The sequence below is a fragment of the Marisediminicola sp. UYEF4 genome (genome assembly GCF_040546025.1).
Classification (GTDB): Bacteria; Actinomycetota; Actinomycetes; order Actinomycetales; family Microbacteriaceae; genus Marisediminicola.
The window spans coordinates 1-12,565 of the sequence record NZ_JBEPNA010000031.1; the positions used below are offsets into that span (position 1 = coordinate 1).

General features: G+C 69.0%; 9 protein-coding genes. 8 read left to right on the forward strand and 1 reads right to left on the reverse strand.

All coding sequences use genetic code 11. From position 1 onward, the window contains the following. Positions 1-91 precede the first annotated feature (91 nt). The gene (gene glgX / locus ABIB15_RS15025; RefSeq protein WP_354480397.1) at positions 92-2,134 is read right to left on the reverse strand and encodes a glycogen debranching protein GlgX; all 2,043 of its coding nucleotides are present in this window, start codon (positions 2,132-2,134) and stop codon (positions 92-94) included. A 61-nt stretch (positions 2,135-2,195) separates the two neighbouring features. Here glgX and ABIB15_RS15030 point away from each other — a divergent pair, with 61 nt between their 5' ends. The 8 genes from ABIB15_RS15030 (at position 2,196) to gatB (ending at position 12,444) form a co-directional block, all read left to right on the forward strand. Then, complete coding sequence (locus ABIB15_RS15030; RefSeq protein ID WP_354480400.1) at positions 2,196-3,356, forward strand: cysteine desulfurase family protein; 1,161 nt, start codon at positions 2,196-2,198, stop codon at positions 3,354-3,356. Then, positions 3,349-3,903, forward strand: a complete 555-nt coding sequence (locus ABIB15_RS15035) for a hypothetical protein (RefSeq protein WP_354480403.1) — start codon at positions 3,349-3,351, stop codon at positions 3,901-3,903. Before ABIB15_RS15030 ends, ABIB15_RS15035 begins: the two co-directional genes overlap by 8 nt. Positions 3,904-3,956: 53 nt before the next feature. After that, positions 3,957-5,111 (forward strand): tRNA 2-thiouridine(34) synthase MnmA, encoded by a 1,155-nt coding sequence (gene mnmA / locus ABIB15_RS15040; RefSeq protein WP_354480405.1) that lies wholly within the window; start codon positions 3,957-3,959, stop codon positions 5,109-5,111. Positions 5,112-5,120: 9 nt separating this feature from the next. After that, entirely contained in the window at positions 5,121-7,397 is a 2,277-nt protein-coding gene (ligA, locus tag ABIB15_RS15045; protein ID WP_354480407.1) for an NAD-dependent DNA ligase LigA, read from the forward strand. A 141-nt stretch (positions 7,398-7,538) separates the two neighbouring features. Beyond that, complete coding sequence (locus ABIB15_RS15050) at positions 7,539-9,002, forward strand: alpha/beta hydrolase (protein ID WP_354480410.1); 1,464 nt, start codon at positions 7,539-7,541, stop codon at positions 9,000-9,002. A gap of 99 nt (positions 9,003-9,101) precedes the next feature. Further along, positions 9,102-9,401 (forward strand): Asp-tRNA(Asn)/Glu-tRNA(Gln) amidotransferase subunit GatC, encoded by a 300-nt coding sequence (gene gatC / locus ABIB15_RS15055; protein ID WP_354480411.1) that lies wholly within the window; start codon positions 9,102-9,104, stop codon positions 9,399-9,401. Continuing rightward, on the forward strand, positions 9,401-10,939 hold the full coding sequence (gene gatA, locus ABIB15_RS15060) for an Asp-tRNA(Asn)/Glu-tRNA(Gln) amidotransferase subunit GatA (protein WP_354480413.1): 1,539 nt from the start codon (positions 9,401-9,403) through the stop codon (positions 10,937-10,939). The genes gatC and gatA overlap by 1 nt, the downstream gene beginning before the upstream one ends. Further along, positions 10,939-12,444 (forward strand): Asp-tRNA(Asn)/Glu-tRNA(Gln) amidotransferase subunit GatB, encoded by a 1,506-nt coding sequence (gatB, locus tag ABIB15_RS15065; RefSeq protein WP_354480416.1) that lies wholly within the window; start codon positions 10,939-10,941, stop codon positions 12,442-12,444. Before gatA ends, gatB begins: the two co-directional genes overlap by 1 nt. The last annotated feature ends 121 nt before the right edge of the window (positions 12,445-12,565 follow it).

A 12,565-nucleotide genomic window follows, 5' to 3' on the forward strand; every position in this document is an offset into this window, starting at 1 on the left:
CCACCGACTCGATGACCAGCAGAAGCGGCGCCCGGGAACGATCATCCCGGACGCCGCTTCACCCTGCCCACTTGACAAAAGCAACTACATATCAGTTGTGCGCCCGGAACAGTTGCATCGACGTGCCCGCGACCACGCGTTCCGCCCCCGGGGAGAGGTCGATTCCTTCGGCCGCATCGTTCGCGCTGTCCCACAGCAGCGTGTACGCCGAGACACCGGTGTGCGTCGGGAGGGTCACCGTCATCGGCGTCTCGAGGCCGTGAACGATGAGCAGGATGCGATTGAAGTCCTCGAACTCCGGCGTCGAGGCCGCGAGGTATTGCAGGGTTCTCGCGGTGGGGGAGTCCCAGTTCTCGCTTGACATCGTGGCGCCGTGCGCGTTGAACCAGTCCATCTGGGTCGACGACGGCGTCTCCTCGCCGAAGACTCCGAACCTCACGGGGCGCAGCGCCGGGTTCTCCCGGCGCAGGCGCAACAGGCGACGCGAGACGTCGAGGAGCTCCTTCTGCCACTGGTCCTGCTTCCACGGCAGCCAGGTGAGGCTGCTGTCGTGGCAGTAGGCGTTGTTGTTGCCGTGCTGGCTGCGCCCGAACTCGTCGCCCGCCGTGATCATCGGAACGCCCGCAGAGAGCAGCAGGGTGCCGAGGAGGTTGCGCATCGCGCGGCGCCGGGCGTCCAGCACGGCCGGGTCGCCGGTCGGACCCTCGATCCCGTGGTTGAAGGAGTGGTTGTTGTCGGTGCCGTCGCGATTGTTCTCGCCGTTGCCGAGGTTGTGCTTCTGGTTGTACGAGGTGAGGTCGGCGATGGTGAAGCCGTCGTGAGCGGTAATGAAGTTGACCGAGGCGAGCGGGCCGCGCTCGTGCGAGAACACGTGCGCCGACCCGGCCAGCCTCCGCGCCATGCTGCCGATCCCCTGCCCCGCGACGCCGTGCAGGCGCTCGCTCGACACGTCGGTGAGCCAGAAGTCGCGCATCCGGTCCCGGTAGCCGTCGTTCCACTCCGCCCATCCGTTCGGGAACTTGCCCACCTGCCATCCGCCCATCCCCACGTCCCACGGCTCGGCGATCATCTTGACGCCCTGCAGGGCAGGGTCGTCGATGATCGCATGGAGCAGCGGATGATCGGCGCTGAACATCACGTTGTCGTCGCGCCCGAGTGCCGGCGCCAGATCGAAACGGAACCCGTCGATCTGCACCTCGTTCGCCCAGTACCGCAGCGAGTCGAGCACGAGCCGCTGCGCGGCAGGCAGGGCGAAGTTGATGGTGTTGCCGCACCCGGTCACGTCGATGTAGTCGCCGTCGGCCATCTGCCGGTAGTAGTTGGCGTTGTCGAGCCCGCGGAAACTCGTCGTGGGCCCCTTCGGACCCTCCTCGGCGGTGTGGTTGTAGACGACGTCGAGGATGACCTCGAGTCCGGCCTCGTGCAGGAGCTTCACCATGCCCTTGAACTCGCGCAGCACCGCAGAAGCGCCGTTCACCTGGGCGGCGCGCGAGGCGTAGGCCGCATGCGGCGTGAAGAAGTTCAGGGTGTTGTAGCCCCAGTAATTGCGCAGGCCCTGCTTGACGAGCCGCTGCTCGCTCACAAACTGCTGCACCGGCAGGAGTTCGATGGCCGTTACCCCGAGGTCCTTGAGGTAGGCGATGTTGCTCTCGTGGGCGAGGCCGGCATAGGTGCCGCGCAGCCGCTCCGGGATCGACGGATTGAGCTTGCTGAGCCCCTTCGCGTGGGCCTCGTAGATCACGGTGTGGTCGAGGGGCGTGTTCGGCTTGCGCGCGCCCGCCCAGTCGAATGCGTCGTCCGGCACGATCGAGTGCCAGTGGCCGGAGCCCGTGCGGGCGAGCCCGCGCGCGTAGGGATCGATGAGATGCAGGTTCGGGTCGAAGGAGTGCTGCGGACCGGTGGGGCCGGAGGCGCGCAGCGAGTAGCGCGCACCCGGAACGAGCCGGCTCGACGATCCCGACCAGACACCGTGCTCGTCGCGCGTCAGATGCAGCTTCTCGGCCAACCAGCTTGGATCGTTCGGGGCAAAGATGCAGGCCTCGATCGCGGTCGCGCTCCCTGACCAGACCCGCACGTGACCGCCCTCGGAGCTGGCGCGGACCCCGAGGTCGCGCAACATGTCGGGTTCAGGCATGCGTCCTAGAGTAGCCAGTGCGCGAAGCCCCACCGCGCCGCCCACTTTCTGGAGATTTGTCATGGTTGTCTACCTCGATCATGCGGCGACAACGCCGATGCTCGGCGCGTCGATCGCGGCCTACACCTCGGCCCTCGGCATCGTGGGCAATCCCTCCTCGATCCATAGTCAGGGCCAGAACGCCAAGCGTCTGCTCGAGGAGGCCCGCGAGGCCGTCGCGGCCTCGCTCGGGTGCGATCCGATCGAGGTCGTCTTCACGAGCGGCGGCACCGAGTCGATCAATCTGGCGATCAAGGGCCTCTACTGGGCGCGCAATGCGGCGGGCCACCACCGCCCGCGCATCCTCGTTCCGCTCGGCGAGCATCACGCCACGATCGACACGGTCGAGTGGCTTGAACGTTACGAGGGCGCGATCCTCGAGTGGCTGCCGCTCGACTCGCTCGGCCGGGTCTCGGTCGACGCCGTCGCCGACGCGTTCGCCGCTCACGACGACATCGCCCTTGTGAGCCTGCTGATGGCCAACAACGAGGTCGGCACCCTCCAGCCGATCGAGCAGGTGGTCGCCATCGCCGCGGCGCACGGCGTCCCGGTGCATGCCGACGCGGTGTCGAGCTATCATCGCCTGACGATCGACTTTTCAACGAGCGGCCTCGCGGCGCTCAGCGTTTCGGCTCACAAGATCGGCGGGCCGCTCGGCATCGGCGCGCTCGTGCTCGCCCGGTCCGCGACCGTTGTGCCCCTCATTCACGGTGGCGGGCAGCAGCGCGATGTGCGGTCCGGCACCCAGGATGCGCCGGCGGCAATCGCGTTCGGGGTGGCCGCGCAGCATCCGCTGGCGTCCCTCGCGCCATTGCGCGACCGCGTCATCGACGGCGTCCGCGCGGCGGTGCCGGATTCCGTGCTGCGCGGCGACCCGATCGACCGGCTCGACAACAACGCGCATTTCACGTTCCCGGGATGCGAGGGCGATTCGCTGCTCTTCCTGCTCGACGTCGCCGGCGTCTCGGTCAGCACCGGTTCCGCCTGCCGGGCCGGCATTCCCGAGGTCTCGCACGTGCTGCGGGCCATGGGGGTGAGCCCAGCGGATGCGCGCGGTGCGTTGCGTGTGACGCTGGGCCACAGCAGCACGGAGGCCGATGTCGACGCGTTCCTCGCGGCGCTGCCGGTCGCGTATGAGCGTGCACGCCGGGCCGGCTTCGCGGACCGTGACGTGAATGAGTAGACGGATGGCGGGCGTGGCGATCGGTGCCGCGCTCGCGGTGCTGCTCACCGGATGCGTCGCGGGCGAGTCGCCCGGGCCCTCGGCATCCGTCCCGATCGCACCGAGCTCGCCGGGAACCGGCGCGCCGGATCCCTCGCTGCTGCCGGTCTACCCGGCGGAGTACGCGACCGCGAACATTCAAGTCGAGACCGAGCGCGTCGCGGGGCGGATCACCGGCCTCGTCGCGGTCGTCGGGCTGCTCGGCGACGACACGTATTCGCAGGAGATCCAGAACACCGAGAGCGAGGGCAGCTACTGGGGCGTGCTCAACACCATCACCCTCGAGCCGACGGTGAGGGCGGAAGAGCAGGCGGCTCTCGTCGCGACGCAGCTCGCCGACGCCGGCTGGCTGCTGGTCGACCGCGCGCAGGCCCCGACCGACTACGCCGTGGCGTTGACCAGCAGCGAGGATCCGGAGCGAGCGTGGTTCCTGGTGCTCGGGGCCGACCTCAGCGTGCCGGGTGAGTCTGTCGTGACGGTGCGGCTCTCCAGCCCGCCGCTGCCCTGAGCCGGGGGGCTGCCCTGACTTTCCCGCAGGGACCGGCGCGTACCATTGCACCCATGAAGGTTCTGGCAGCGATGAGTGGCGGCGTCGACTCGGCGGTCGCCGCGGCGCGAGCCGTCGAGGCCGGGCACGAGGTCGTCGGTGTGCACCTCGCCCTGAGCCGGATGCCCGGCACCCTCCGCACCGGAGCCCGCGGCTGCTGCACGATCGAAGACTCGATGGATGCCCAGCGGGCCGCGAACATCATCGGCATCCCGTACTACGTGTGGGACTTCTCCGAGAGGTTCAAGCTCGACGTCGTCGACGACTTCATCGCCGAGTACACCGCCGGCCGCACCCCCAACCCGTGCATGCGGTGCAACGAGCGCATCAAGTTCGCCGCCCTGCTCGAGAAGGCGCTCGACCTCGGCTTCGATGCGGTCGCGACGGGCCACTACGCGAACATCCAGACGGATGCCGATGGCAATCGCGAGCTGCATCGCGCCGCCGACTGGGCCAAGGACCAGTCCTACGTGCTCGGCGTTCTGACCTCGGAGCAGCTCGCCCACAGCATGTTCCCGCTCGGGGCGACGCCGTCCAAGGCCGAGGTGCGCGCGGAGGCCGCCGCCCGGGGATTCTCCGTTGCAACCAAGCCCGACTCGCACGACATCTGCTTCATCCCCGACGGCGACACCCGGGGCTGGCTCGCCGATCGCGTCGGTGCCGAGCAGGGGGTCATCCGCGACCGGACCGGCGACGTCGTCGGAAGCCACGAGGGCGCGCACGCCTTCACGGTCGGTCAGCGCAAGGGACTCAACCTCGGTGTGCCGAGCGCCGACGGACGCCCCCGCTTCGTGCTCGAGGTCAAGCCCGCGAGCAACGAGGTCGTCGTCGGCCCGCGCGAGGCGCTCGACATCGCCGAGGTCGCCGGCAGCAAGCTGAGCTGGGCCGGCCTCGGTCCCGTCGAGTCCGGAATCATCGCGGATGCCGCGGACCCGTTCGACTGTTTCGTGCAGATCCGCGCCCACTCCGAGCCGGTCGTCGCCGTGGCGCGCCTCATCCCCCTCGCCGGAGGGTCCGAGGGCCAGGTCGAGCTCGTCATCCGGCCGACGGTCCCGTTGAACGGCGTCGCTCCCGGACAAACCGCGGTGCTGTACGTCGGCACCCGCGTGCTCGGACAGTGCACGATAGACCGCACCGTCAGCGCAGTGCCCGTCCCCGCCACTGCCTAAGCTGAGGGGGTGGCAGACACCGAGGCGGAGTTCGACGCGGCGAAGACCGAGGCCGAGGCGCTGACCGGTCGCATTCTCGAGCTGCGCGATGCCTACTATGAGCGCGACGCCGTGCTGGTGAGCGACGACGAGTATGACGCGATGCTCCGGCGCCTGCAGGAGCTCGAGCGGCTGTTCCCCGAGCTGCAGAGCCAGGACTCGCCCACCCAGACGATCGGCGGCCGCGCCGAGACGACCCTCTTCGCCCCGGTCCGCCATGCCGACCGCATGCTGAGCCTCGACAACGTCTTCTCGATCGAGGAGTTCGACGCCTGGGCTGCGAAGGTCGAGCGCGACTCCGGCCGCGCGGTCCACTACCTCTGCGAGCTCAAGATCGACGGGCTCGCGATCAACCTGCGCTACGAGAACGGCGTACTGGTCACGGCGGCGACGCGCGGGGACGGCGTCGTCGGCGAGGACGTCACCGAGAACGTCGCCTGGGTGCCGGGCATCCCCCGCCGGCTCGCGGGCTCCGGGCATCCGCCGCTCGTCGAGGTTCGCGGCGAGGTGTTCTTCCCGGTCGCGGCGTTCCGTGATCTCAACGCGGAGCAGTCCGCAGCCGGGGATCGCATCTTCGCGAACCCGCGCAACGCGGCATCCGGCAGCCTGCGACAGAAGGAGGAGGGCAAAACTCCGCCGCAGGTCGAGCGGATGCGCAGGAGACTCGGCCGCCTGAGCATGCTCGTCCACGGCATCGGGGCCTGGCCTAACCCGCCCGTCGACGCGCAGTCTCAGGTCTACGAGCTGCTTGCGACGTGGGGCCTGCCGACGAGCACCCACTTCAGGGTGCTTCCCTCCAGCGGCGAGGTTGCCGAGTTCATCGAGTACATGGGTGTGCACCGCGACAGCGTCGAGCACGAGATCGACGGCATCGTCATCAAGGTCGACGAGCTTGCCCTGCACCAGGAGCTCGGCGCGACGAGCCGTGCCCCCCGCTGGGCGATCGCCTACAAATACCCGCCGGAACAGGTCAACACCAAGCTGCTCGACATCGTCGTCAGCGTCGGCCGCACCGGGCGGGTCACCCCGTTCGCGGTGATGCAGAAGGTGCGGGTGGCCGGCAGTGAGGTGCGGCAGGCGACACTGCACAACCAGGACGTGGTCAAGGCCAAGGGAGTGCTCATCGGCGACACCGTCGTGCTCCGCAAGGCGGGCGATGTGATTCCCGAGGTTCTCGGGCCCGTCGTCGAGCTGCGCGACGGCACCGAGCGCGAATTCGTCATGCCGACCGAGTGCCCGGAGTGCGGCACCCCGCTGCGCGCGATGAAGGAGGGCGACATCGACCTGCGCTGCCCGAACGCGCGCAGCTGTCCCGCCCAGGTGCGCGGACGGGTCGAGCACATCGGCAGCCGCGGTGGCCTGGACATCGAGGGCCTCGGCGAGGTCGGTGCGGCGGCGCTCACCCAACCGCTCGAGCCGAAGGACCCGCCGCTGGTCACCGAGGCTGGCCTGTTCGAGCTGCAGCTGCGCGACATCTTCCCTATCCGGGTGCTCGTTCGCGATTCCGAGACGGGCCTCGTCAAGCTCAACGACGACGGCACCCCGCGCCAGGAGACCCCATTTCGCCGCAAGAGGCGCCTCAGCGGCAAGAACCCTGACCCTTCCTTTGTTCCGGATTCCGCCGATGTTGCGGCGCGGCCCTTTGCGGGCGACGCTGAGTATGTTCCCTCGACGGCCGCCGTCAAGCTCATCGCGGAGCTCGAGCTCGCCAAATCAAAGGACCTCTGGCGCTTCCTTGTCGCGCTCAGCATCCGGCACGTCGGACCTGTCGCCGCACGGGCGCTCGCCGCCTATTTCGGGTCGGTCGCGGCCATCCGCGGTGCCACTCGCGATGAGCTCGCCGCGGTCGACGGGGTCGGCGGCCTCATCGCCGACTCGCTCATCGACTGGTTCGCGATCGACTGGCACGTGGAGATCATCGAGCGCTGGGCAGCGGCCGGCGTGCCGTTCTCGATCCCCGGCCATCCTGGCCCCGGCGCGGACTCGGCCGGCGGAGGCGTGCTCGACGGGCTGACCGTCGTTGCGACAGGTTCTCTCGAGGGCTTCACCCGAGAGGGGGCGCTCGAAGCGATCATCGCCGCCGGGGGCAAGGCCGCGAGCAGCGTGAGCAAAAAAACCGACTTTGTCGCGGCAGGACCGGGCGCAGGATCGAAGCTCGCGAAGGCCGAGGCCCTCGGCCTTCGCATCATCGATGCCGCCCAGTTCGCCGTGCTCGTGACCAAGGGACCGTCCGCGCTGGAAGGATGATTTTTCAGGTTATGTAAACATCTTGTCAAGTCTTCCTCGGCTCCTAGGCAGAACGATCGGTCGCCCCTAACATGGGGGTGGATCAGATCATCCGGCCCGGCAACACCCTGTTTCCGGCGCCCACTAAAGAGGTTCGCCCGAATGCTGTTTGGCGTCGCAGCAATTCTCGTCACCTCGGTTGCCCTCAGCGGGGCCACCGGGGCATCAGCGGTGCCCGAAAGCTCCGCCGCCGTGAACTCGACCCTCACCCGTTCGGTGCCGGCCGCGCCGCCCGCCGCGACGTCGCATCCGTACGTGCTCCCCGCGTCGGAGACCACGGGATACGTCTATCTCGGCGGCACCTCGCCCGTCGACTCGGCATCCGCTCTATTCGCGCCCGTTCGCGGCCTTCGGCCCGCCTCCGGTTCGGTGAATATCGAGCTCCTCCCGAGGCTTGGCGGTCGTGCCCTGCTCGACCAGCTCAGCTTGCTGCAGGCCACCGACATCGCCGCCTTCGTGAGCGCCAACCCCGAGTCGGTCGCACAGCTTCTCGTCAATCCGCCGTCAGCCAAGTCCGTGGCGGGGTGGTGGTCGCTGGCCTCGGAGTCCTCGCGCGACGCGTTCCTCGCTGGCGCCCCGGAACTGGCCGGAAACCTCGACGGGCTCCCGATGGCTTTGCGCGACGAGGCCAACCGCGTCGTGCTGAGCGAGTCGATCGCCGAGGCCGAGCGCACCATGCCCGACCTGGGGCGGGCCAAGCAGGTCGACGCGGCGCAGCGTCTGCACATGCTCGGCGAGATCCGCAAGTCCCTCGTCACGCGGGTGGGTCAGCCCGCTCGCCACCTCCTGCAGCTCGACACCGTCTGGCCGGGGCGTGCCGCCGTCGTCATCGGCGACCTCGAGACGGCCGACTACGTGAGCTACTTCGTTCCGGGAATGTTCTTCTCCACCGACCGCCTCATCGTCGAATGGGCCGTCATCGCCGAGGACCTCTACAAGGAGCAGGCCGAGTGGGTCGCCAATCTCGGCCGCACGGACACGTCGCTGCGAGGCAAGTCCGTCGCCACGGTCGCCTGGATCGGCTACGAGACCCCCGGCATCCTCGACATCGCGTCGCTCGACCTCGCTCGAGAGGGCGCCAAATCGATCAGCAGCGCCGTCGACGGGGTCAAGGCAACGCGCCCGGGCGACGGGCCGTACCTGACGCTGCTCACCCACTCCTACGGCTCGACCGCGACGCTGATGGCACTTGCGGACGGTGCGATGGAGGTCGACGCGCTCGTCCTGATCGGATCCCCGGGCAGTGCCGCGCAATCGGTCGACGACATCCGGATGCCCTCCGACCGTGTCTTCGTCGGCGAGGCCGCGTGGGATCCGGTCACCAACAGCGCCTTCTTCGGCAGTGACCCCGGGGCTCCCTCGTTCGGCGCCCAGACGATGAGCGTCGCCGGAGGAATCGACCCGATCACGGGCCGCGCGCTCGCCACGGCCACCGGCCACCTCGGCTACTTCGACATCGGAACCGAGGCCATGCGCAACATGTCGCTCGTCGGCCTTGACCGCGGCGACCTCGTGACCGGGGCCGACAAAGCCACGCGCGGCACCCTCCTCGCCGGCGGCCGCTGAGCCGCTGAGACCCCCGAGCGATCGGGGCTTGCCCGGGCCGAATAGACTTGACGGCATCCCCCGAAGCCTTCACGGGCGCCGACCAGTGCACGGAGTCGCATGTCTGAAATCACGACCGACCAGGTCGCCCACCTGGCGCACCTCGCCAGGATCGCCCTCACGCCGCAGGAGATCGAGAAGCTCACGGGCGAGCTCGGCACGATCGTCGACTCGATCGCCAAGGTGTCGCAGGTCGCAGGGGAGGATGTTCCGGCCACAAGTCATCCGATCCCGCTGTCGAACGTCTTCCGCCCGGACGTCCCCGGCGAGACGCTGACCACCCAGGAGGCCCTCGCCGGTGCGCCCGAGCACGACGGTTCGCGCTTCAAGGTCTCCGCGATCCTGGGGGAGGAGCAGTAATGCCGCTCACACGTATGTCGGCCGCCGAGCTCGGCCAAAAGCTCGCCGCCAAGGAGATCTCGAGCGTCGAGGTCACCCAGGCCCACCTCGACCGCATTGCCGCGGTCGACGGTGACGTGCACGCCTTCCTGCACATTTCGGATGCGGCCCTGTCGACCGCGGCCGACGTCGACTCCCGCCGCCTCGACGGCGAGCGGCTCGGCCCACTCGCCGGCGTGCCGATCGCCATCAAGGACGTGCTCTGCACGATCGACATGCCCTCCACCGCCGGCTCGAGAATTCTCGAGGGGTGGGTGCCGCCCTACGACGCGACCGTCGTGCGCAAACTCCGCCAGGCGCACCTCGTGCCGCTTGGCAAGACGAACATGGACGAGTTCGCGATGGGTTCCTCCACCGAGCATTCCGCGTACGGCCCGACCCACAACCCGTGGGACCTCGACCGCATCCCCGGCGGATCCGGCGGCGGCTCGGCCGCCGCGGTCGCCGCGTTCGAGGCGCCCCTCGCGCTCGGCTCCGACACCGGCGGCTCGATCCGCCAGCCCGCGGCCGTCACCGGCTCGGTCGGCGTGAAGCCCACCTACGGCGGAGTCTCGCGCTACGGGGCGATCGCGCTCGCGAGCTCCCTCGACCAGGTCGGCCCGGTCAGCCGCACCGTGCTCGACGCCGCACTGCTGCACGACGTGATCGGCGGGCACGACCCCCGCGACTCGACCTCGCTCACGGACGTCTGGCCCTGCTTCGCGGATGCTGCTCGCGCGGGCCGCACCTCGCGCTCCCTCGCAGGCGTGAGGGTCGGCGTGGTCAAGGAGCTCAACGGCGACGGCTTCCAGGCCGGCGTGCGCAGCCGCTTCGCCGAGTCGCTCGACATCATGGCCGCCGCGGGTGCCGAGATCGTCGAGGTCTCCGCCCCGAACTTCGAATACGCGATCGCCGCGTACTACCTGATCCTGCCCGCCGAGGCATCCAGCAACCTCGCCAAGTACGACTCCGTCCGCTTCGGACTTCGGGTCAACCCGCCCGGCGGCGGCACCGTCGAGGATGTCATGTCGGCGACCCGCGAGGCCGGGTTCGGCGACGAGGTCAAGCGCCGGATCATCCTCGGCACCTACGCCCTCAGTGCCGGCTACTACGACGCGTACTACGGCAGCGCGCAGAAGGTGCGCACGCTCATCCAGCGCGACTTCGCCGCCGCCTTCGAGCAGGTCGACGTGCTCGTCAGCCCCTCAGCGCCGACAACCGCGTTCAAGCTGGGTGAGAAGCTCAACGACCCCCTCGCGATGTACCTCAACGACATCACGACGATCCCGGCGAACCTCGCCGGGGTGCCCGGCATGGGCCTCCCGATGGGCCTCGCGCCCGAGGACGGCCTGCCAACCGGGCTGCAGATCATGGCACCCGCGCGTCAGGATGCGCGACTCTACTCCGTGGGCGGTGCCCTCGAGGCGCTGCTCGAGGACACGTGGGGGCACACCCTCATCAGCCAGGCTCCGCGGCTCGAATTCACCGAAATGAACGCGGCACGTGGAGGAGTGGTCTGATGGCCAAGGTTGAACTGATGGACTACGCCTTGGCCATCGAAATGTTCGAGCCGGTGCTCGGCTTCGAGGTGCACATCGAGCTCAACACCAAGACGAAGATGTTCTCCGATGCCCCGAACTTCTTCGGCGGCGAACCAAACACGAACATCACACCGGTCGACCTCGGGCTGCCCGGTTCCCTTCCCGTGGTGAACGAGCAGGCGATCAAGTACTCGATCAGCCTCGGGCTCGCGCTCGGCTGCTCGATCGCGCCGAGCTCGAGGTTCGCCCGCAAGAACTACTTCTACCCCGACCTCGCCAAGAACTACCAGATCAGCCAATTCGACGAGCCGATCGCATTCGACGGCAATGTGGAGGTCGAGCTCGACGACGGCCGCGTGTTCCAGATCTCGATCGAGCGCGCGCACATGGAGGAGGATGCCGGCAAGCTCACCCACGTCGGCGGCTCAACAGGCCGCATCCAGGGCGCCGAATACTCGCTTGTGGACTACAACCGCGCCGGCGTACCGCTCGTGGAGATCGTCACGAACATCATCTACGGCGCCGAGAAGGATGCCCCGGAGCTCGCCAAGGCGTACGTGTCGACGATCCGCGACATCGTGCGCTCGCTCGACATCTCGGACGCCCGCATGGAGCGCGGCAACCTGCGCTGCGACGCGAACATCTCGCTGACCCCGCGCGGCTCCGGCAAGCTGGGCACCCGCACCGAGACGAAGAACGTCAACAGCCTGCGGAGCGTCGAGCGCGCCATCCGCTACGAGATCCAGCGCCAGGCGGCGATCCTCGCCAAGGGCGGCACGATCACGCAGGAGACCCGCCACTGGCACGAGGACACCGGCACGACCTCGGCCGGCCGCCCGAAGAGCGACGCCGACGACTACCGCTACTTCCCCGAGCCCGACCTGCTGCCGGTCGAGCCGTCCCTCGCGCTGATCGAGGAGTTGCGGGCTGCGCTGCCGGAGTCTCCGCTGCTGATGCGCCGCCGCCTCAAGGTCGACTGGGGCTTCAGCGACATCGACTTCCAGTCGGTCGTCAACGCGGGCCTGCTCGTCGAGCTCGTCGACACCGTGGCGGAAGGCGCGTCGCCGCAGTCCGCCCGCAAGTGGTGGATGGGCGAGATCAGCCGCACCGCGAACGAGCAAGGCGTGGATGCATCGTCGCTCGTGACCGCACATCAGGTCGCCGCGCTCGTCAAGCTCGTCGACGCCGGCACCCTCACCGATCGCCTCGCACGCCAGGTGCTCGAGGGTGTCATCGCGGGCGAGGGCACGCCGGCCGAGGTCGTCGCGTCGCGCGGGCTGGCCGTCGTCTCGGACGACACCGCGCTCATCGCCGCGATCGACACCGCGCTCGCCTCGCAGCCCGACGTGCTCGAGAAGATCCGCGACGGCAAGCTGCAGGCGGCCGGCGCCGTGATCGGTGCCGTCATGAAGGCCATGAAGGGCCAGGCGGATGCCGCCCGCGTACGCGAACTGGTGCTGGAGCGCGCCGGCTCCGCGGAGTAGAGCCTGGGGCGTTTGATCGCCGGGGCTGCCGAGCGGGGTTGCCGAGCGGGGTTGCCGAGCGGGGTTGCCGAGCGGGGTTGCCGAGCGGGGTTGCCGAGCGGGGTTGCCGAGCGGGGTTGCC